This is a genomic window from Streptomyces sp. NBC_00459, assembly GCF_036013955.1.
Classification (GTDB): Bacteria; Actinomycetota; Actinomycetes; order Streptomycetales; family Streptomycetaceae; genus Streptomyces.
In genome coordinates this window covers 6,037,339-6,055,992 of sequence record NZ_CP107903.1, presented here as the reverse complement: position 1 = coordinate 6,055,992, position 18,654 = coordinate 6,037,339, and the positions used below count along the sequence as shown (strand labels likewise).

The 18,654-nt window shown below is 69.9% G+C and carries 23 protein-coding genes and 1 other RNA gene; 4 read left to right on the top strand and 20 right to left on the bottom strand.

All coding sequences use genetic code 11. The annotated features are described in order from the left end of the window. Positions 1 to 49 precede the first annotated feature (49 nt). The 4 genes from OHN74_RS26830 to tsaB are packed head-to-tail and all read right to left on the bottom strand — an operon-like array spanning position 50 to position 2,619. On the bottom strand, positions 50 to 304 hold the full coding sequence (locus tag OHN74_RS26830) for a hypothetical protein (protein ID WP_327697145.1): 255 nt from the start codon (positions 302 to 304) through the stop codon (positions 50 to 52). Then, a complete protein-coding gene (tsaD, locus tag OHN74_RS26825; RefSeq protein WP_327697144.1) occupies positions 301 to 1,407 on the bottom strand; it encodes a tRNA (adenosine(37)-N6)-threonylcarbamoyltransferase complex transferase subunit TsaD in 1,107 nt (368 codons plus the stop codon). Before tsaD ends, OHN74_RS26830 begins: the two co-directional genes overlap by 4 nt. Continuing rightward, on the bottom strand, positions 1,400 to 1,966 hold the full coding sequence (gene rimI, locus OHN74_RS26820) for a ribosomal protein S18-alanine N-acetyltransferase (protein ID WP_443060452.1): 567 nt from the start codon (positions 1,964 to 1,966) through the stop codon (positions 1,400 to 1,402). Before rimI ends, tsaD begins: the two co-directional genes overlap by 8 nt. After that, positions 1,963 to 2,619 carry a tRNA (adenosine(37)-N6)-threonylcarbamoyltransferase complex dimerization subunit type 1 TsaB gene (gene tsaB, locus OHN74_RS26815; RefSeq protein WP_327697143.1) on the bottom strand — a complete coding sequence of 219 codons (657 nt, stop codon included), beginning with the start codon at positions 2,617 to 2,619 and terminating at the stop codon, positions 1,963 to 1,965. Before tsaB ends, rimI begins: the two co-directional genes overlap by 4 nt. A 110-nt stretch (positions 2,620 to 2,729) precedes the next feature. Between tsaB and OHN74_RS26810 the strand changes: the two genes are divergently transcribed. Beyond that, entirely contained in the window at positions 2,730 to 3,284 is a 555-nt protein-coding gene (locus tag OHN74_RS26810) for a hypothetical protein (protein ID WP_327697142.1), read from the top strand. Positions 3,285 to 3,289: 5 nt separating this feature from the next. On the opposite strand, the gene OHN74_RS26805 is transcribed toward OHN74_RS26810, so the two are convergent. From OHN74_RS26805 to OHN74_RS26765, 9 genes are all read right to left on the bottom strand, one after another. Further along, the gene (locus OHN74_RS26805; protein ID WP_327697141.1) at positions 3,290 to 3,442 is read right to left on the bottom strand and encodes a hypothetical protein; all 153 of its coding nucleotides are present in this window, start codon (positions 3,440 to 3,442) and stop codon (positions 3,290 to 3,292) included. Between the two features lie 131 nt (positions 3,443 to 3,573). Further along, complete coding sequence (gene tsaE / locus OHN74_RS26800; protein WP_327697140.1) at positions 3,574 to 4,155, bottom strand: tRNA (adenosine(37)-N6)-threonylcarbamoyltransferase complex ATPase subunit type 1 TsaE; 582 nt, start codon at positions 4,153 to 4,155, stop codon at positions 3,574 to 3,576. Continuing rightward, positions 4,118 to 5,377 (bottom strand): alpha/beta fold hydrolase, encoded by a 1,260-nt coding sequence (locus tag OHN74_RS26795; RefSeq protein ID WP_327697139.1) that lies wholly within the window; start codon positions 5,375 to 5,377, stop codon positions 4,118 to 4,120. Before OHN74_RS26795 ends, tsaE begins: the two co-directional genes overlap by 38 nt. A gap of 176 nt (positions 5,378 to 5,553) precedes the next feature. Then, positions 5,554 to 6,741, bottom strand: a complete 1,188-nt coding sequence (gene alr, locus OHN74_RS26790) for an alanine racemase (RefSeq protein WP_327697138.1) — start codon at positions 6,739 to 6,741, stop codon at positions 5,554 to 5,556. Positions 6,742 to 6,784: 43 nt separating this feature from the next. Continuing rightward, positions 6,785 to 7,675 carry a L,D-transpeptidase family protein gene (locus OHN74_RS26785; protein WP_327697137.1) on the bottom strand — a complete coding sequence of 297 codons (891 nt, stop codon included), beginning with the start codon at positions 7,673 to 7,675 and terminating at the stop codon, positions 6,785 to 6,787. 77 nt (positions 7,676 to 7,752) lie between these two features. Next, entirely contained in the window at positions 7,753 to 9,201 is a 1,449-nt protein-coding gene (locus OHN74_RS26780; protein WP_327697136.1) for an NAD(P)H-hydrate dehydratase, read from the bottom strand. A gap of 59 nt (positions 9,202 to 9,260) precedes the next feature. Next, on the bottom strand, positions 9,261 to 9,632 hold the full coding sequence (locus OHN74_RS26775) for a holo-ACP synthase (protein ID WP_327697135.1): 372 nt from the start codon (positions 9,630 to 9,632) through the stop codon (positions 9,261 to 9,263). A gap of 19 nt (positions 9,633 to 9,651) precedes the next feature. Then, a complete protein-coding gene (locus OHN74_RS26770) occupies positions 9,652 to 10,116 on the bottom strand; it encodes a hypothetical protein (RefSeq protein ID WP_327697134.1) in 465 nt (154 codons plus the stop codon). Beyond that, positions 10,092 to 10,532: an ATP-binding protein gene (locus OHN74_RS26765; protein WP_327697133.1), complete on the bottom strand. Its 441-nt coding sequence runs from the start codon at positions 10,530 to 10,532 to the stop codon at positions 10,092 to 10,094. The genes OHN74_RS26770 and OHN74_RS26765 overlap by 25 nt, the downstream gene beginning before the upstream one ends. A 197-nt stretch (positions 10,533 to 10,729) precedes the next feature. On the opposite strand from OHN74_RS26765, the gene OHN74_RS26760 reads away from it, so the two are divergent. Together OHN74_RS26760 and OHN74_RS26755 are read left to right on the top strand one after the other, a co-directional pair. Beyond that, complete coding sequence (locus OHN74_RS26760; protein WP_327697132.1) at positions 10,730 to 11,566, top strand: helix-turn-helix domain-containing protein; 837 nt, start codon at positions 10,730 to 10,732, stop codon at positions 11,564 to 11,566. A 7-nt stretch (positions 11,567 to 11,573) separates the two neighbouring features. Then, a complete protein-coding gene (locus OHN74_RS26755) occupies positions 11,574 to 11,846 on the top strand; it encodes a DUF397 domain-containing protein (RefSeq protein WP_327697131.1) in 273 nt (90 codons plus the stop codon). A 69-nt stretch (positions 11,847 to 11,915) separates the two neighbouring features. Here OHN74_RS26755 and ssrA read toward each other — a convergent pair. From ssrA to ftsE, 5 genes are all read right to left on the bottom strand, one after another. Further along, positions 11,916 to 12,318, bottom strand: a transfer-messenger RNA (tmRNA) gene (gene ssrA, locus OHN74_RS26750). Between the two features lie 120 nt (positions 12,319 to 12,438). Continuing rightward, positions 12,439 to 12,981 carry an SsrA-binding protein SmpB gene (gene smpB / locus OHN74_RS26745; RefSeq protein ID WP_327700288.1) on the bottom strand — a complete coding sequence of 181 codons (543 nt, stop codon included), beginning with the start codon at positions 12,979 to 12,981 and terminating at the stop codon, positions 12,439 to 12,441. 103 nt (positions 12,982 to 13,084) lie between these two features. Beyond that, the gene (locus OHN74_RS26740) at positions 13,085 to 14,263 is read right to left on the bottom strand and encodes a S41 family peptidase (protein WP_327697130.1); all 1,179 of its coding nucleotides are present in this window, start codon (positions 14,261 to 14,263) and stop codon (positions 13,085 to 13,087) included. 67 nt (positions 14,264 to 14,330) lie between these two features. Then, the gene (gene ftsX / locus OHN74_RS26735; protein WP_327697129.1) at positions 14,331 to 15,251 is read right to left on the bottom strand and encodes a permease-like cell division protein FtsX; all 921 of its coding nucleotides are present in this window, start codon (positions 15,249 to 15,251) and stop codon (positions 14,331 to 14,333) included. A gap of 77 nt (positions 15,252 to 15,328) precedes the next feature. Continuing rightward, positions 15,329 to 16,018, bottom strand: coding sequence for a cell division ATP-binding protein FtsE (gene ftsE, locus OHN74_RS26730; RefSeq protein WP_053741518.1), 690 nt, complete (start codon positions 16,016 to 16,018; stop codon positions 15,329 to 15,331). A gap of 283 nt (positions 16,019 to 16,301) precedes the next feature. Here ftsE and OHN74_RS26725 point away from each other — a divergent pair, with 283 nt between their 5' ends. Further along, entirely contained in the window at positions 16,302 to 16,493 is a 192-nt protein-coding gene (locus OHN74_RS26725; protein WP_327697128.1) for a hypothetical protein, read from the top strand. Positions 16,494 to 16,592: 99 nt separating this feature from the next. Here OHN74_RS26725 and OHN74_RS26720 read toward each other — a convergent pair whose 3' ends face one another. Then, on the bottom strand, positions 16,593 to 17,225 hold the full coding sequence (locus OHN74_RS26720; RefSeq protein ID WP_327697127.1) for a hypothetical protein: 633 nt from the start codon (positions 17,223 to 17,225) through the stop codon (positions 16,593 to 16,595). A 299-nt stretch (positions 17,226 to 17,524) separates the two neighbouring features. Next, positions 17,525 to 18,631 carry a peptide chain release factor 2 gene (prfB, locus tag OHN74_RS26715; protein WP_327697126.1) on the bottom strand — a complete coding sequence of 369 codons (1,107 nt, stop codon included), beginning with the start codon at positions 18,629 to 18,631 and terminating at the stop codon, positions 17,525 to 17,527. Between the last annotated feature and the right edge of the window lie 23 nt (positions 18,632 to 18,654).

The window sequence follows — 18,654 nt, the reverse complement described above, 5'->3', positions numbered from 1 at the left end:
CTTCCGGCCTGCCGGATGCCAGCAGTGCCGGAGCCCGCAGAAGCGGGGGCTATTCGCCCACCACCTCGAACCGCCACCTGTGCACAGCCCTGCCCACCAACTCCGCCCCCGGCTCCGGAAGTTCGGGCAGGTCGGCGTCGAACTCCGCGTCCCACCAGGTGATGACGAGGACACGGTCCTGCGGAGCCCGGAGCGTCTCCCGGCGCAGGGGTTGTGCTGCCAGCTCCTGCGCCCTTGCCCACGCGAGGAGTTCGCCCCCGCGTCCCTCGACGGCCCGGGCCTCCCACATCAACGCGACGGTCACGTGTACAGGTTCCCCTCGCCCACCTCATGCGCATGATCGTGAGCATGACCGTGCCCCGGGACATGCGGGTCGATCACCGGCAGCGAGGAGTCCGCCGACAGGTCCCAGTCGGAGGGAGCCCGGTTGCGGGCGACCATCTCGGCACCCAGCGCGGCCACCATCGCCCCGTTGTCCGTGCACAACTTGGGCCGGGGCACCCGGAGTCGGATGCCCGCAGCCTCGCACCGCTCCTTGGCGAGCGCCCGCAGCCGCGAGTTGGCGGCCACGCCCCCGCCGATCATCAGGTGGTCGACGCCCTCGTCCTTGCAGGCCCGCACCGCCTTCCGGGTCAGCACGTCCACCACCGCTTCCTGGAAGGAGGCCGACACATCACGCACCGGCACGTCCTCCCCCGCCGCCCGCTTCGCCTCGATCCAGCGGGCCACGGCCGTCTTGAGCCCGGAGAAGGAGAAGTCGTACGCCGGGTCGCGCGGCCCGGTCAGCCCACGCGGGAAGGCAATCGCGCGAGGGTCGCCCTCCTGGGCGTACCGGTCGATGACGGGACCGCCGGGGAAGCCCAGGTTCAGCACCCGCGCGATCTTGTCGAAGGCCTCACCGGCCGCGTCGTCGATGGTCGCGCCCATGGGCCGTACGTCGGAGGTGATGTCGGAGGAGAGAAGGAGCGAGGAGTGGCCGCCGGAGACCAGCAGGGCCATCGTCGGCTCGGGCAGCGGGCCGTGCTCCAGCTGGTCGACGCAGATGTGGGAGGCGAGGTGATTCACCCCGTACAAGGGCTTCCCGAGCGCGTACGCGTACGCCTTCGCCGCCGAGACCCCGACCAGCAGGGCACCCGCGAGCCCGGGACCCGCGGTGACGGCGATGCCGTCGAGGTCCTTCGGGCTCACCCCGGCTTCCTTCAGCGCCCGCTCGATGGTCGGCACCATCGCCTCCAGGTGCGCGCGCGAGGCCACCTCGGGCACGACACCCCCGAACCGGGCGTGCTCGTCGACGCTGGACGCGATGGCGTCCGCGAGGAGCGTGGTCCCCCGGACGACACCGACGCCCGTCTCGTCGCAGGAGGTCTCGATGCCGAGGACGAGCGGCACGTCCTTGGAGTCAGCCATTGCTCTCGGTTCCTTGTGCAGAAGGGGCTGAAGGGGCTGAAGTGGCAGAGGAAGCCGAGGGGGCTTCAGGGACCGATGCCGCCGGGTCGCGCAGCCGCATCACCAGGGCGTCGACGTTCCCCGGCTGGTAGTAGCCGCGCCGGAACCCGATGGGCTCGAAGCCGAACCTCTCGTACAGCTTCTGCGCACGCACGTTGTCCACCCGGCACTCCAGCATGACCTCGGCGCACTCGAACGCGGTCGCCGCCCGCAGCAGCTCGGTCAGCAGGACGGCGCCGAGGCCGGTGCCCCAGTGCTCGCGCGCGACGGCGATCGTCTGTACGTCGGCGACGTCACCGGCGGCGGCCAGCCCCCCGTACCCGATGATCCGCCGGCTCCCGTCGGCGCTCTCGTCCTCGGCGACGAAGTACCGCCGGGTCGCCTCCGGTCCCCGCGCGTGGGCCAGGTCCGACCAGAACATGCCCCGGGACCAGGCGTCCTCGGGGAAGAGGTCCTTCTCCAGCTCCAGCACGGGCTCGATGTCCCACCAGCGCATCTCGCGCAGCACGGCAGTCGTCACTTGGGGGTGACCACCTTGTAGTTCTTGGGGACCTGGGCGTCGGGTCGGCGCAGGTAGAGGGGCCGGGGGGCCGGGAGTTCGACACCCGCCGCCAGCCGTTCGGCGGCCAGGGAGGCGAGGGCCGCCGCGGAGACGTGCTCGGGCGCGTGCGCTTCGGGGAAGGTGTCCGGGTAGAGCAGGGCGCCCGCGCCGACGGCCGGCAGACCCGCGACCTGGTCGGCGATGTCCGCCGGCCGGTCGACGGACGGCTCCGTGACCCTCGTACGGGAGTCGCTGTAGCGCGCCCAGTAGACCTCCTTGCGGCGGGCGTCGGTCGCCACGACGAAGGGGCCGTCCTCGACGTCGGCGGCGTACGCGAGGCCGTCCAGGGTGCAGACGCCGTGTACGGGGACGCCGAGCGCGAGTCCGAAGGTGTCGGCGGTCATCAGGCCGACGCGCAGTCCCGTGTAGGGGCCGGGGCCGATGCCGACGACGACGCCGGTGACGGCGTCGAGGCCCGTGCCCGCCTCGGCGAGGATCCGGTCGACGGCGGGCAGCAGCAGTTCCCCGTGCCGGCGGGCGTCGACCTGGCTCGACGCGGCGACGACGGCCGTCCCGTCGTGCAGGGCGACCGTGACGGCCGGGGTGGCGGTATCCAGAGCGAGCAAGAGCACGCGAACAGCCTACGGCGCCCGCGCCCCGCGCACGGCCGCCCCGGTCGGGGGTACGGCTGCTGCTACCGTCACCGCAAAACGGGACGTACGAGACGAAGAGGTGGGCGCTGGTGACCAGGAGCAGCTCGGGATTCGTGGCCGGGCTCACCGCGGCGGCCATCGTCACGGTCGGCTTCCTCGCCTACCAGGCCTCGGCGAACGCCCCGCTGCGTCCGGGCGCCGAGCGCACGTCCTCCTCGGAGCCGGTGACGGCCTCGAAGGTCCCCCGGGACACACGGCACCCGGGAGCCCTGCCGGCCGGCTCCGGAACGGGCAGGCGGGTCGTGTACTCCCTGGACGACGACCGGGTCTGGCTGGTCGGCGACAACGGCAGGGTGCGCCGCTCGTTCTCCGTCGCACCGGGGACGGTCGACCCGGCGCCGGGCAGCTATCTGGTCACGTCCCGCTCGAACTCGATCACGGGGACCGACGGCACCCCGATCGAGCACGTCGTGCGGTTCACGGCCGTGGACGGCGTGAGCATCGGCTTCAGCGCGGCGGTGGACGGCCCGGTCGGGCAGCAGGACCCGGAGGCACGCACGGGCGGCATCCGGGAGACCCGGCCGGACGGGGACGCGACGTGGGAGTTCGCGATGATCGGCGAGAAGGTCGTCGTGATCCGCTGAACGCGCTACGCGGCTTCGGGCCGCCGGACGGGCACATCGGGCACGCGCGGGGGCGTGGAGACCGCACGGGCGGCGGCGCCCGCAGCCAGCAGATCGCGCATGGACACCCCGGGAACCGCGTACGGCTTCGGCTTGGGCGTGTTCTCGGTAGCCGACATGGACGCCTCCTGGAGCTCGGGGGCGGACGTGGTTAGGTAAACCTAACCACGGACTGGATACCATGTGACCACGCGCGAGATGCCCAACGCAACATCTTGCCGACGGATTGTCGGAACATTCACGCAAACGTTCACAGGGCGCTCAGGTCAACCGTCGCCCAGCGCTCCCCCACCCCCGTGAGGGTGACGTGCCGCACCTCGTCCGTGGTGTCTCCGACGGCCCGGTGGATGAGGAGATGGAGCCGGTCGTCGGTCAGCTCCTCGACCTTGCCCTCGCCCCACTCCACGACGATGACGGACTCGGGCAGCGAGACGTCGAGGTCGAGATCCTCCATGTCGTCGAGCCCGCCGCCCAGCCGGTACGCGTCCACGTGGACGAGCGGCGGGCCGTCGCCGAGGGAGGGGTGGACGCGGGCGATCACGAAGGTGGGCGAGGTGACCGCACCCCGGACCCCGAGCCCCTCGCCGAGCCCGCGCGTCAGCGTGGTCTTGCCCGCGCCCAGCTCACCGGTGAGCATCACCAGGTCGCCGGCCCGTAGCTGCCGGGCGAGCCGACGGCCCAACTCCCGCATCTCGTCGGGCGAGTTGACGGTGAGCTCAAAGGACGAGGAGGACGGGGAGGACGAGCCGGCCAAGGAGGTGGCCAACGAGGAGGACGTCGGGCGCGAGGGCGACTCAGCCGGGTCGTCGTGCGCTGCTGTTGGTGCTTCCATAACCGGAAACCGTAGCCCCTGCCGGCACGGCACCCGCGCGGGTGAGCAGGTCGGCGAGCCGGTCGGTGACCGCCTCCGGGTGTTCCAGCATCACCAGGTGCCCGGCGTCCGGCACGAGGACCAGTTCGGCGTCCGGCAGCAGGTCGGCGATGGCCTCGCTGTGCTCGCTGGGCGTGACGAGGTCGCCGACCCCGGCCAGCACCAGCACGGGCAGGTCCTTGAAGTGGGCGAGGGCCTCGGTCTTGTCGTGCTCGGTGAAGGCCGGGTAGAACTCGGCGACGACGTCGATGGGTGTGCCCTCGATCATCCGCTCGGCGAACCGGGCGACGGCGGGATCGACGTCCCGCGACGAGAACGAGTACCGCTTGATGATGCCGGCGAAGAGATCGACGGTGGCCCGCCGCCCCCGCTCCACCCACTCGGCCTGCTGCCCCAGCGCCTTCAGTACGCCGGGCAGCACCCGCCTGACCGCGTTCACGCCCGCGACGGGCAGCCCGAAGTTGACCTCGCCGAGCCGCCCGGACGACGTACCGACGAAAGCGACCGCGACGACCCGATCCCGCACGACGTCCGGGTACTGGTCGGCGAAGGCCATGACGGTCATCCCGCCCATCGAGTGCCCGACGAGCACGATCGGCCCCTCGGGCACGGCGGCGTCGAGGACGGCTTTCAGGTCCTGTCCGAGCTGGTCGATGGTGAGAGCCACGCCCTCGTGCTGGGCGACTCCGCGCCCGGACCGCCCATGGCTGCGCTGGTCCCAGTACACGCAGCGGACGACACCGCGCAGCGCGGCCCGCTGGAAGTGCCAGGAGTCCTGGCTGAGGCAGTAGCCGTGACTGAAGACGACGGTGACGGGCGCCGGGGCCTTACGGCCGAAGAGCCGCCGCCGACGCGGGGTCAGGGCGGGCGCGGCCTCCGGGTCGATGTCGTCGACCTCGTAGTACAGCTCGGTGCCGTCGTCGGCGTACGCCTTGCCCGGGGTGCCGCGCAGCGCGCCGTACGGACCCGTCGAGTCGAGCGCGAGCCGCGCCCTCTCGCGCATGCCGCGCCCCACGGTCAGCCGCTCGACGGCGACCCCCGCGGCGGCACCGGCGGCCACCACACCTATGGCGACACCCGCGATACCGGTCGCCCGGCGCCATCCCCCGCCCGTCACCCCGGCGGCGGAGGCCACGGCCGCCGTGGCGGCGCTCGCGACGACCTCCGCACTGCTCTCGCTCACGTACCGCTCCTCGCTGGAAATACCACTGAAGTTGCCGGGCTTGTCGGAGTTGCTGAAGTTGCTGGGCTTACTGGGATTGCTTGGCTTACTCGGCTTACTGGACTTGCCGAAGTCGGAAGAGTTGCCGGAGTTGCCCGGGTTACTCGTGCCGCCCGGCCGGAGAACCCTTCGGGCGGCTACCCCTCTTGTTCCTCTTTCTCGTTCACGTAGACGCGGGGCACCCGGGTTCCGATGCGGGTGACGATTTCGTACGCGATCGTCCCGGCCGCCTGTGCCCAGTCCTCGGCGGTGGGCTCACCCCGGTCACCGGGTCCGAAGAGCAGGACCTCCGCGCCCGCTTCGGGCTCGTCGCCCCCCAGGTCGACGACGAACTGGTCCATGGCGACCCGCCCGGCCACGGTCCGCCACTTCCCGCCGATCAGGACGGGGCCGGTGCCGGAGGCGTGGCGCGGGATGCCGTCCGCGTAGCCGACGGGGACGAGGCCGAGGGTGGTGGCGCCGGGGGTGACGTAGTGGTGTCCGTAGCTGACGCCGTGGCCGCCCGGTACGTGCTTGACCAGCGCGAGCGAGGCGGCCAGCGTCATCACGGGCCGAAGGCCGAGGTCGGCGGAGGTGCCGATCTCCGGGCTCGGCGAGATCCCGTACACAGCCACCCCCGTCCGTACGAGGTCGAAGTGCGTGTCCGGACGGCTGAGCACGGCGGGCGAGTTGGCGAGGTGCCGCACGTCGGGCCGCAGTCCGTGCCGCTCGGCGTACGCGACCATCTCGTGGAAGCGGGTGAGCTGGGCGTCGACGGAGGGGTGTTCGGGTTCGTCGGCGCAGGCGAGGTGGGACCAGAGCCCGGTGACCCGGATCAGCCCGTCACGTTCGGCGCGCAGCGCGGCGGCGACGAGCGCGCACCAGTCGTCGCCCGGCTGACAGCCACCGCGACCGAGCCCGGTGTCGGCCTTCAGCTGGACGTGCGCGGGCCGCCGAGCGGCAGAGGCGGCCTCGACGACCTCCCGCAGGGCCCACATCCCGCCCACCGACACGTCGATGTCCGCCTCGACGGCGGCCTGCCAGGGCCCGCCGGGGGTCCAGAGCCAGCACATGACCCGTACGTGATGGGGAATCCCCGAGTCCGGCCGGCGCAGGGCGAGCGCCTCCTCGGGGGTGGCGGTGCCGAGCCACTCGGCGCCCGCCTCGACGGCAGCCCGAGCACACCGGAGCGCCCCGTGGCCGTACGCGTCGGACTTGACGACGGCCATCAGGGCCGCGCCGCGCGCGCGGGCACGCAGGGTCCGTACGTTGGCCCGCAGGGCGGCCAGGTCGATCTCGGCGCGGGCTCGCAAAGCGGCGGCCGGCGGGGCTGCTGTCTCACTCATGGCGCCCCCAGTGTCTCAGAGGGAGCGTGGAGCACACCCGCGGCTACCCCACCGCCCGCCGTCCCCACACGAACACCCGGTCGCCCGTCTTCAGAACGCCCCAGAGGGTACGGGCGTCGGCGAGCCGCATATTGACGCAGCCCATGGAACCGACGGTGGTGTAGATGCTGCCGTAGACGGCGTGGAAGGCCTGGCCGCCGCTGAAGAACTGGGCGTAGGGCATGGGGGTGTCGTAGAGCGTCGAGTGGTGGTTCTTGTGCTTCCAGTACACCTTGTGCCATCCGCCGCGCGTCGGATAGGCCGTCCGCCCGGTCCGCACGGGCACGGGGCCATAGACGACCTTCTTCCCCTTCTGCACCCAGGTCAGCTGCCGCCCGAGATCGATACAGGCGACGCGGTAGGTCCGTACGGGACATCTGCCGGCGGCGTTCGGATTCTTCTTCGCGGACAGCAGCTGCATACGGGACCAGGTGACCGGCCCGGCGAATCCGCTGTCCGGCTTGATCTTGTACGTGCGCTGGAACGCGCGGATGGCCCGGCAGTCGGCGGCGGACTGCTTCCCGTCCACCTTCAGTTTCAGCCAGTACTCGACCTGCCGCTGATAGGGCCCGGCCAGCTTGGAGCAGGCCACCTTCCGGGCGGCCTCCCCCAGGGGCACGTACTCGATGAGGTCGTACGTCCCCTGCGCGGCCTCGGCCGGCTCGACGGCGTCCTCCTTACGGGTGGGCGTGTACACCTGCGGCGCGAGCACCTGGTCCGGGGTGTCGAAGGTCCAGGGCTGGGAGGGGGCGGGGGGCACGCCGGGCACGAGGACCCCCTCGGGGCCGGCGGCGGGCGGCACGGGATCCGCGAAGGCAGGGCCGACGGGTGGCAGCACGGCCACTGCGACAAGCAGGGCGGTGAGCCCTCGGAGCACGAACGGTCGACTGATCATGCGATCAGGAGAACGCGAGGTTGACGCCACCGGGCTCAGCCGCGCGGCGGGGTCACCCGACCGTGCGCCCCAAAGGCCTATACGTTCCGAACATCCCGCCAGGCCCTCCCCACCCCCTCCGCGACATCCTGCGCCCCCACCGGCGCCCCCTCGGACGCCAGCCGCCCCGCCAGCCCGTGCAGATACGCGCCCACGCTCCCGGCGTCCAGCGCCGAAAGCCCCGCCGCCAGCAACGACCCGCCCAGCCCCGACAGCACGTCACCGCTGCCGGCGGTGGCGAGCCACCCCGTGCCGGTCGCGTTGACCCGTACGGCACCCCCCGCCGGGTCGGCGATGAGCGTGGTCGAGCCCTTGAGGAGAACGGTCGCCCCATAGCGGGCGGCGAGTTCACGCACGGCCGACAACCGGGCACCCTCCACCTCCGCGCGGGCCACACCGAGCAACGCGGCGGCCTCCCCCGCATGCGGAGTCATCAGCGTCGGCGCGGTACGCCCCCGTACCGCCTCCTTCTCCGCCAACCGCAGCCCGTCCGCGTCGACCAGCACGGGTACGTCCGCCTCCAGCACCTCGGCGACCGACGCGGCGTCGTCCCCGGCCCCGGGCCCCACGACCCACGCCTGCACGCGCCCCGCCTTGTGCGGCCCCTGGTCGGACACGAGCACCTCGGGAAAGCGGGCGATCACCGCGTCGGCCGCCGGCCCCACGTACCGCACGGCCCCGGCGCCACCCCGCAGCGCGCCCGCGACAGCCAGCACAGCGGCCCCCGGATACCGTGCCGACCCCGCCGCGATCCCGACGACGCCCCGCCGGTACTTGTCGCTCTCGACCCCGGGCACCGGCAACAGCCGTGCGACGTCCGCGTGTTGCAAGGCCTCCAGCTCGGCAGGCTCGGGAAGCACCTCCCCGAGCCCGATGTCGACGAGCCGCACCGTCCCGGCGTACTCGCGTGCGGGATCGATGAGCAGCCCCGGCTTGTGGGCCCCGAAGGTCACGGTCAGATCGGCCCGGATCGCCTCCCCCCGCACCTCACCGCTGTCGGCGTCGACCCCGCTGGGCAGATCGACGGCGACCACGGCGACCCCCGCCTCCCGCACCGCCTCGACCAACGGCACGGCATCGGCCCGCAGCCCGCCCCGGCCCCCGATCCCGACGATGCCGTCGACGACGAGGTCGGCGCGCCGGATCGCCCCCTCGGCAGCACCGGAACCTGAACCGGAGATCACCGTCCCGCCGGCTCCCCGCAACGCCGCGAGCCCTCCCGCATGCGTGCGCTCCGGCGCGAGCAGCACCGCCGTGACGCCCGCTCCGCGCCGGGCGAGCCGGGCCCCGGCGTACAGGGCGTCGCCGCCGTTGTCACCGCTGCCGACGAGAAGAACGACCCGGCGTCCGTACACCCGCCCCATCAACTGCCCGCAGGCGACGGCCAGCCCGGCCGCCGCGCGCTGCATGAGCGCACCCTCCGGCAACCGCGCCATCAGCTCACGCTCGGCCGCCCGTACCGTCTCCACGCCGTACGCAGTTCGCATACACCGAGTCTCCCGCACGACCCGCGGACCGGCCCGCAGAGCCCGCCGGACAAGGGGCCCTATCCTTCCGCGATCACCACGGCCGAAGCCACCCCCGCGTCATGGCTGAGGGACACATGCCATGACCGCACCCCGAGTTCCGCCGCACGCGCGGCCACGGTCCCCGTCACCCGCAGCCAGGGCCGCCCGCTGTCCTCGACGCAGACCTCCGCGTCCGTCCAGAGCATGCCCGCCGGGGCGCCCAGCGCCTTGGCGAGCGCCTCCTTCGCGGCGAACCGCGCGGCGAGCGAGGCGACACCGCGCCGCTCACCACTGGGCAGCAGCAACTCGCTCTCCAGAAACAGCCGTTGGGCCAGCCCGGGCGTCCGCTCCATGGAGGCCCGGAACCGCTCGATCTCGGCAACGTCGATCCCGACTCCGATGATGCTCATCCGGGCACTCTACGATCCGTCAGCCCTGTTCAGGAGCACCACCCGGCATAACCTCCGGATCCCCGGTGAACAGCTCCTCCGCGCGCTCCGCGGTGCCGACGCGGCCGAGCCAGTCGTCGAGGCGGGAAAGGTCGGCGCAGGTGGTGACGCGGTCGCGGATGTCGTCGGAAACGGGGAGCCGCCTTACTTCCAGCACGGTCAGAATCGTCCTGGCCTTCGCCTTCGCCAGGCCGTCCGCATAGCCGATGGCCCATTGCTCGGCGTATCCCGGCGGCCAGTTCTCGATCTTTCCTCGCAGATACGCGATCTCTCCGGGCGACAACCCCTCCCGTTTGAGGATCTCCTTGAGCCTTCGGTGGAGTTCGGCCATGGCTCGCCCGGGCGAGAGGCCCACCAGAGCCATGGCCGCCACAAGTCCCGTGGCGATGCCGGAGACTTCCTCTTCCAGTTCCGGGCTCATCACGCGGCGGCCCGCAGCTCGCACCACACGAATTTGCCGCGATTCCCGAATCGGGAGAGGGGCTGCCATCCCCAGAGGTCGGAACAGGCCCTCACCATTCCGAGCCCTCGCCCGTCCTCCGAGCCGACGAGCCGGCCCAACTCCTGGGACGGCTCCGGTGGTTGGGGATCGGCATCCCAGGCTCCGATGCGGAGTACGCCGGCCGACCAGCGGACACGTAGGGCGGCGGGGCCCTTGGTGTGGCATACGGCGTTCGAAACGAGCTCGGTGGCGAGGAGTTCAGCGACGTCGACGAGGCCGATCAGTCCGTGCATGGTGAGGATCAGACGGAGAGTACGGCGGCTGACGGTGACTGCTCGGAGGTCGTTGGGGATGTAGAGGGAGTACTCCCAGGACTCGGGGTCGGACGTGAAGTCGGGCTCAGCATCGATTTCAGGCATGCGTCAACTCCCGTTCAGTGGTGGGGGTTGCGGTCGGGCGGGCGGTGGCATGCCGCAGCCGTCGTGGCAGGACGGAGTGGTGCGCTTCCGGAGATCCCGGCATTCCGCAGAGTGTGCGTCGCGTCACCGACGGTAGGCGTAACATGTAACGCCAAGCAAGCCGATCGCGTAATTCGACTCCGAACGAGGAGCTGTTGATGCCCCAGAGGCGCGAGACAACCGCACGTCAGATGCGCCTGGCGATCGAGCTACGCAGGCTCCGCCAATCGGCAGGATTCACCACCATCGAGGCAGCGGCACTGCTCGGCGTGCAGCGCGTCCAGATGAGCCAGATCGAATCCGGACTCGTGGGCGTGAGCGAGGAGAGAGTGCGCCGCCTTGCATCCCACTACGCCTACACGGGCAAGGAGTTCATCGACGCCTTGGCCGCGATGGCCACCGATCGGACACGCGGCTGGTGGGAGGAGTACCGGGGCCTGCTGCCTAAATCCTTCCTGGACCTGTCCGAACTGGAGCACCACGCCAGGTTCCAACACCACGTGGCCATCCTGTACGTTCCGGGCCTGCTGCAGACGGAGGGCTACGCTCGTGCCGTCTTTTCGTCCAGGCTGCCCGAACTCACCCACGAAGAGCTTGAGTTGCGCATCCAGCACCGAAAGGCGCGCCAGGAGATCACCATCCCGTACAAAGCAGTGATCCATGAGGCGGCACTCCGAATCAGGGTCAGCGACCGTGCCGCCTCAAAGGACCAGCTCAACCGGCTCCTTGCGCTCTCCGAAGCGGATCACATCACCTTGCGTGTCATCCCCTTCGACCTGGACGGGTTCGCAAGCGCCGCAAACACGATGACGTACGTGGGCGGTCCCGTGTCCAAGCTGGACACGGTGGTACGGGACGCGCCCCATGGCTCGGTCTTCATCGATTCCGAGCCTCAGCTCAACATCTATCGAACGAGCTTCCGTAGAGTGGAGGACACGTCACTCGGACCCGAAAAGTCGCGTGACTTCATCCATAAGCTGGCAAAAGAGCTGTGAGGCACCCATGGACAACTGGCGGAAGTCGTCCTACTCCGGCGAGGGCGACGGCAACGAATGCGTGGAGATAGCCATCCCTGACACCTGGCGGAAGTCGTCCTACTCGGGCCCGGGCGACGGCAACGAATGCGTGGAGATAGCCAACTCCCCCACCCACACAGCCATCCGCGACTCCAAGGCCCCGACCACCCGCACCCTCACCTTCCCTGCCTCCGCCTACACCCCCTTCATCGACTCCCTCAAGTCGCCCGTACACGGCAGCGCACCCAGCTCGTCGTAGGCACCCAGGCACGCCAGAGGCCCCGCCGCTCGAAAGCGACGGGGCCTCTGGCACTGCATAACATGGGAATTGTGGAGATGGCGGGAATCGAACCCGCGTCCAACGGTGAGGAATCAGGGCTTCTCCGTGTGCAGTTCGCTGTGATTTTCTCAGCCCCGGCGATCACGCGAACAAGTCGCCGACGGGCTCAGTCACTGTTAGATTTCCCTCTTCACCCCGTGACCGAGATCAAGGTTTAGTCCCCTAGCTGATGCCAGGATCCGGGTCGGGAACACTCCCGGGCTGACACTCCCATTAGTGCGGAGCAGGCTCGTCGCTACCTGAAATCAGGCGGCGAGAGAGAACTGCTGCGCGGGAGAATCGCTGTTGGAATTGGCGATTATTTTTTTCGGCCTGTGGTTTACGAGATCATGGCCGCTTCCTCGACACGCTTCCCCTGCTTCGACATCCGCTGTCGAAACCGATCATCCCCATGTTGTTTTTTCAATGCCCTCCGAGGAGGAGTCCCCCGAGGAGGACCTGCGCACCCGCTGTGAGGTGCAGTCCCATCGTACGTGACCAACGCGAGCGCGTGCCACCGTATTCCCCGTGGCTACGCGTCGCGCTGCTTTCGCTTCGCCGCCGCGATCGCGCGGTCCGACTCCCGCCGGTCCTGCTGTTCCCGCAGCGTCTGCCGCTTGTCGTACTCCTTCTTGCCTCGCGCGAGAGCGATCTCCGCCTTCGCCCGGCCGTCCTTGAAGTACAGCGCGAGGGGGATGATCGTGTGGCCGGTCTCCTGTGCCTTGGACTCCAGCTTGTCGATCTCCTCGCGGTGCAGCAGCAGCTTCCGCTTGCGGCGCGCGGAGTGGTTGGTCCAACTGCCCTGGTGGTACTCGGGGATGTGGGCGTTGTGCAGCCACGCCTCACCCCGGTCGATCTGGACGAAGCCGTCGGCCAGCGAGGTGCGTCCCTCACGCAGCGACTTGACCTCGGTACCCATGAGGACCAGCCCGGCCTCGTAGGTGTCGATGATCGCGTAGTCGTGCCGGGCCTTCTTGTTCTGGGCGACGATCTTGCGCTTGCCGCCCTTCTCGCCGTCCTGGCCCTTGGCGGCCGTCCCGCCCTGCTTGGGCTGGGACTCCTTCGGTACGTACATTCCCTTGCTCATAGTGCCGCCCATTTTCGCACTACCGACCCGCTACCGGGAAAGTGGATTACCAGGGGGACCGCGAGGAGACCACATGGGACCTGCGTGGGGCCTACGAGGGATCGCCCAGCCCGCTCAGCACGGTCTCCGCCTGCTCCAGTGCTCCCTGGTCGGCTTCGAGGTCGGGCGTGAGGCCCACGCCGTCGACGCCGCGCCCCGACGGGGTGCGGTAGTGACCGACGGTCAGCTCGGCGACGGAGCCGTCGGGCAGTCGGCTCGGCATCTGCACCGAGCCCTTGCCGAAGGTCCTGGAGCCCACGACGACCGCCCGGCCACGGTCCTGGAGCGCACCGGTGAGCAGCTCGGCCGCGCTCATCGTGCCGCCGTCGACGAGCGCGACCAGCGGTCTGGTGGTGTCGCCGCCCGGATCGGCGTGCAGGGCACGCTGCTCACCGTTGACGTCGTACGTGGCGACGAGGCCGCCGTCGAGGAAGGCGGAGGCGGCGGTGACGGCCTCGGTGACCAGCCCGCCGGAGTTGCCGCGCAGGTCGAGAATGATCCCCGCGCCGGCCGGGGCCGCGCGTACCGCGCCGCGCACCACGTCACCGACCCCCTTGGTGAAGGCGGCGACCCGGATGACGGTGACCTTGCTCGCGGCCACCTGCCGGACTGTCGCGGAGTCCGTGGAGAGCTGTGCCCGGCGTACGGTCTCGCTCCACGCGCGCGTGCCGCGTTCCAGGCCGAGCCGGACGGCCGTACCGGCGGCGGCGTCCTGCGCGTCACCTCGGAGTAAGGCGACGACCTCGGTGACCGGCCGCCCGTCGACCGCCTTGCCGTCCACACTGCGCAACCGGTCTCCGCTTCGGATCCCGGCGACGGCCGCGGGCGACCCGGACCGCACCCTGGTGACCTCGATACGCCCGTCCCGCTCACGCCGGGCCCACAGTCCGACGCCCGTGTACCGGCCGTCGAGGGCCTCTTCGAGCTCCTCGTAGTCCCCCGGGGAGTACACCGCTCCCCAGCGGTCCCCGCTGCGGCTGACAGCGCGCTCGGCGGCTTCCATGGGGGACTTGCCGTCGGCCATGGCCTCGGCGGCAGCGGCGGCGACGTCCTCGTGGTGCCCGGCGGGGGCGGCGGAGCGGGCCGTGTCAGGGAGGGCCGACTTCGGCTCGGTGGGCTCGGGGAACGAGCCGGTGGCCGCGCCGGCGACCAGGACACTGGCGAAGAGCAACGTCAGAGCCGCCCCGCGGCCTGCACGGCGGGGCTGTGTGAACAGGTCGCGGCCCGACATGCCGGTGAGTCTAGGACAACGCGAAGGGCCGTACGGTCGGATGTCCGAACGGCCCCCTTGGCATGCGTCACACCTTCAGGTACTTGCGCAACGCGAAGAACGCGGCCAGCGCGGGCATCAGCACGCTCGCGGCGAGGATCAGCGGCAGCTTCGTCAGTACGGCGTCCCAGCCCAGGAAGGTGATCAGGTTGAGCTTCTCGGACAGGGCCATGCCGTGGTCGATGGTGAAGTACCGGCCGACGATCAGGAAGACACAGGCCAGCCCACCGCCGATCCCACCGGCGACGGCGGCCTCCATGATGAACGGCGCCTGGATGTAGAAGCCGGAGGCACCGACGAGCCGCATGATCCCCGTCTCACGCCGACGGCTGAACGCCGAGACGCGCACCGTGTTGACGATCAGCAGGAGTGCGACGACCAGCATGAGCCCCATCACCCCGAGCGCGGCCCCGTTCATCAGGTTCAGCAGCTCGAAGAGGTTGTCGAGGATGCCCTTCTGGTCCTGCACGGACTGCACCCCGTCGCGCCCGTCGAAGGCGGTCGCGATGACCTGGTACTTCTCCGGGTCCTTGAGCTTGATCCGGTACGACTCCTGCATCTGGTCCGGGGTGAGCGAACTGGCCAGCGGGGAGTCGCCGAACTGCTCCTTGTAGTGCTTGTAGGCCTCGTCCGCGGACTCGTACGTGACCTTCTCCACGACCGAGTCCATCTTCTCCAGGTCGGCGAGGATCTGCTTCTTCTGGTCGCTGGTCACCGCGCCCTTGGCACAGTTCGGGTCGGACTCGGCGTCGCTCTTGTTGCAGAGGAACACCGAGACGTTGACCTTGTCGTACCAGTAGCCCTTCATCGAGCTGACCTGGTCGCTCATCAGGAGCGACCCGCCGAACAGGGCGAGCGACAGGGCTACGGAGACGATGACGGCGAACGTCATCGTCAGGTTGCGACGGAGACCGATACCGATCTCCGACAGTACGAACTGGGCGCGCATGGCGAGCTCAAGCCTTTCCGGGAACTCCGAGGACCGTCGGCGTCACTGACACCAGTGACCGCCGGTGACAGTGACCGTCAGTGCTGGTAGCCGTAGACGCCGCGCGCCTGGTCGCGGACGAGACGGCCCTTCTCCAGCTCGATGACGCGCTTGCGCATCTGGTCGACGATGTTCTGGTCGTGGGTCGCCATCACCACGGTCGTGCCCGTCCGGTTGATCCGGTCGAGCAGCTTCATGATGCCGACGGAGGTCTGCGGGTCGAGGTTGCCGGTCGGCTCGTCGGCGATCAGCAGCTTGGGCCGGTTCACGAAGGCCCGGGCGATGGCGACACGCTGCTGCTCACCACCGGACAGCTCACCGGGCATCCGCTCTTCCTTGCCGCCCAGGCCGACGAGGTCGAGCACCTGGGGGACGGACTTGCGGATCTCGCCCTTCGACTTGCCGATGACCTCCTGCGCGAAGGCGACGTTCTCGGCGACCGTCTTGTTCGGCAGCAGCCGGAAGTCCTGGAACACCGTCCCCAGCTGGCGCCGCATCTGCGGCACCTTCCAGTTGGAGAGGCGGGCGAGGTCCTTGCCCAGGACGTGCACCTGGCCGTGGCTGGCGCGCTCCTCGCGGAGGATCAGCCGCAGGAAGGTGGACTTTCCGGAGCCGGAGGACCCGACGAGGAAGATGAACTCACCCTTCTCGACCTCCAGGGTGACATCCCTGAGGGCGGGGTGGTTCTGCTTGGGGTAGACCTTGGAGACGCTGTCGAATCGGATCACGGATACACCACGGACCATCGGGGGCAGGTGACCGTGACCATACGCGAACCGAGCACGCGAGTGCAGGCGCGGGAGTGCTTTGCACAAGGGTTGTGCCCTTTTGTGCCGATCGTGAGCGGGCTCACACGCTCGCCTCACCTCGACTGACCTGGGAAAGCGCTGGGCAGAATAAGGCGGGCCGCGCCGAAATCCGCGGAACCTGGCACAGTGGACGTGGAGTGGGGAACGGTTGCGTCCCCGGAAGCGTTGTGTACGTAGAAGCGGCGCAAGGAGGGCTAGGCGCATGACGTACGACCGATTGGTATGCGCGAACTGCGCGGCGCCCGTGACCGAGGGACGCTGTCGCGTCTGCCGGGCCAGCCGTCAGCGGTTGCAGGAGGACGGCCAGTTCGGCGGACTCAACCCGATGGCGCTGATCGCACTGCTGGCGGTGCTGATCGCGGCCCTGGCCCTGGTGGCACACCAGACCGCATAGCCCGAACACAGCCCTGACACGCATGGCTGAGGGCCCGGAGCTTGTCGCTCCGGGCCCTTAGCCATGCGCACTACTGGGTACTGGTACTGCCAGGCACCACTAGGCTGCGGCTCCGCCGCGGCCACCCACGAGGCGCGGGAGGACACGGAAGGCGACACCGCCGGCGATCATGGTGGCGGCACCGATGATCAGGAAGCCGGTCTCGGCGGCACCGGTCTCGGCGAGCTCGTCGCCCGAACCCTGGGCCGAGGTGTCCGAGCCCGTGTCGGTGAGGGCGGAGGAGCCCTCCTCCTGGGCGGAGGTGTTGGAGCCACCGTCGGTGTCGGTGTTGCTGTTGCCACCGTCGGTGTCGTCGCCGCCGGTCTCCGTTCCGCTGCCGTCGTCCGTCGAGTCGTCGGACGGGGTGGCGGTCGGGTCCTCCTCGGTGGGCTCGCTCGGCTCGGTGGAGGGCTCCGCCGGCTCCGAGGGCTCCGGGTCGGACGCGGTGGGCTCCGGGTCCTCGGGCACGGAAGGCTCGGGGACGGACACGGTGGGCTCCGGGTCCTCGGGCGCGGTCGGAACCCCGGTGTCGGTCGGGGTCTCTGCCGGGCTCGGCGTACCGGCGCAGATCTCGACCACGCAGTCGTCCTCGCCCGTGGCGGAGGCTATGCCCGCGGCGGTGAAGGACGCACCGGCGGCGATCACCGCGCCGGCCGCGATCCGCGCGATCCGAATCCGCGTCTTGTTCGTCATATGGCTGCTACCCCCATGTAGCTAATTCATCAGTGGAGCCGCGCTCGGGGCCGTGATCGACAGGGGCGGCAGTGCGCACCCCCGGTTCACATGCGCCCCAGAGATACGCATGCCGCGCTTTACCTTTCCGATTTTCCAAGAGCACGTCAAGGTCGTTGCGCGCGCAATGTCCACTTGCTCCTCGCTTGCCGCACATCAGACCCTGTGAGTGTGATGTAAAACCCAGACATCTCCCGACGCAAAGCAACCGCCGCCCAGTGGGCGGCGGTTGCTTTGTCGACAAGGCTTCCTGCGGGGTTCTACTTCTCCTGCTGCTTGCGCCAGCGAATTCCGGCTTCGAGGAATCCGTCGATCTCACCGTTGAACACGGCCTCGGGGTTGCCGACTTCGAACTCCGTGCGCAGGTCCTTGACCATCTGGTACGGGTGCAGGACGTACGAACGCATCTGGTTTCCCCAGGAGTTGCCGCCGTCGCCCTTGAGGGCGTTCATCTTGGCCTGCTCCTCCTGACGGCGCCGGTCGAGGAGCTTGGCCTGGAGGACGTTCATCGCGCTCGCCTTGTTCTGGATCTGCGAACGCTCGTTCTGGCAGGAGACGACGATGCCGGTGGGGAGGTGGGTCAGGCGCACCGCGGAGTCGGTGGTGTTGACGCCCTGGCCGCCGGGACCGGACGACCGGTAGACGTCCACCCGCAGCTCGGACTCGTCGATCTCGATGTGATCGGTCGTCTCCACGACGGGCAGGATCTCCACCCCGGCGAACGAGGTCTGCCGGCGTCCCTGGTTGTCGAAGGGCGAGATGCGCACGAGGCGATGCGTGCCCTGCTCGACGGACAGCGTCCCGTAGGCGTACGGGACCTGGACGGCGAAGGTGGTCGACTTGATGCCGGCCTCTTCGGCGTACGACGTCTCGTAGACCTCGGTCTTGTAGCCCTTCTGCTCGGCCCACCGCAGATACATGCGCTGCAGCTTCTCGGCGAAGTCGGCGGCGTCCACGCCACCGGCCTCCGCGCGGATGTTGACGAGGGCCTCACGGGCGTCGTACTCGCCGGAGAGCAGGGTGCGGACCTCCATCTCGTCGAGGGCCTTCTTGACGGAGGTCAGCTCCGTCTCGGCCTCGGCGAGGGTGTCCGCGTCGTCCTCCTCCTCGGCCATCTCGAAGAGCACGCTCAGATCGTCGATCCGCCCGCGCAGCGCCTCGGCCTTCCTCACCTCCGCCTGGAGGTGGGAGAGCTTGCTGGTGATCTTCTGCGCTTCCTCCGGGTCGTCCCACAGGGACGGCGCTGCCGCCTGCTCCTCGAGCACGGCGACATCTGCCCTCAGCTTGTCGAGGTCCAGGACGGCCTCGATCGACTCCATGGTCGAGGAGAGGGACTTGAGCTCTTCGGATACATCGACGACTGCCACGACACCAGCGTAACGGCTCCGCC

Excerpts from the sequence above, each read along its gene's own strand:
- tsaD (WP_327697144.1), bottom strand. The coding sequence starts at position 1,407 with ATGGCTGACTCCAAGGACGTGCCGCTCGTCCTCGGCATCGAGACCTCC.
- OHN74_RS26805 (WP_327697141.1), bottom strand. The coding sequence starts at position 3,442 with ATGTCGGCTACCGAGAACACGCCCAAGCCGAAGCCGTACGCGGTTCCC.
- tsaE (WP_327697140.1), bottom strand. The coding sequence starts at position 4,155 with ATGGAAGCACCAACAGCAGCGCACGACGACCCGGCTGAGTCGCCCTCG.
- alr (WP_327697138.1), bottom strand. The coding sequence starts at position 6,741 with ATGAGTGAGACAGCAGCCCCGCCGGCCGCCGCTTTGCGAGCCCGCGCC.
- OHN74_RS26785 (WP_327697137.1), bottom strand. The coding sequence starts at position 7,675 with ATGATCAGTCGACCGTTCGTGCTCCGAGGGCTCACCGCCCTGCTTGTC.
- OHN74_RS26780 (WP_327697136.1), bottom strand. The coding sequence starts at position 9,201 with ATGCGAACTGCGTACGGCGTGGAGACGGTACGGGCGGCCGAGCGTGAG.
- OHN74_RS26775 (WP_327697135.1), bottom strand. The coding sequence starts at position 9,632 with ATGAGCATCATCGGAGTCGGGATCGACGTTGCCGAGATCGAGCGGTTC.
- OHN74_RS26765 (WP_327697133.1), bottom strand. The coding sequence starts at position 10,532 with ATGCCTGAAATCGATGCTGAGCCCGACTTCACGTCCGACCCCGAGTCC.
- OHN74_RS26760 (WP_327697132.1), top strand. The coding sequence starts at position 10,730 with ATGCCCCAGAGGCGCGAGACAACCGCACGTCAGATGCGCCTGGCGATC.
- OHN74_RS26755 (WP_327697131.1), top strand. The coding sequence starts at position 11,574 with ATGGACAACTGGCGGAAGTCGTCCTACTCCGGCGAGGGCGACGGCAAC.
- smpB (WP_327700288.1), bottom strand. The coding sequence starts at position 12,981 with ATGTACGTACCGAAGGAGTCCCAGCCCAAGCAGGGCGGGACGGCCGCC.
- OHN74_RS26740 (WP_327697130.1), bottom strand. The coding sequence starts at position 14,263 with ATGTCGGGCCGCGACCTGTTCACACAGCCCCGCCGTGCAGGCCGCGGG.
- ftsX (WP_327697129.1), bottom strand. The coding sequence starts at position 15,251 with ATGCGCGCCCAGTTCGTACTGTCGGAGATCGGTATCGGTCTCCGTCGC.
- OHN74_RS26725 (WP_327697128.1), top strand. The coding sequence starts at position 16,302 with ATGACGTACGACCGATTGGTATGCGCGAACTGCGCGGCGCCCGTGACC.
- OHN74_RS26720 (WP_327697127.1), bottom strand. The coding sequence starts at position 17,225 with ATGACGAACAAGACGCGGATTCGGATCGCGCGGATCGCGGCCGGCGCG.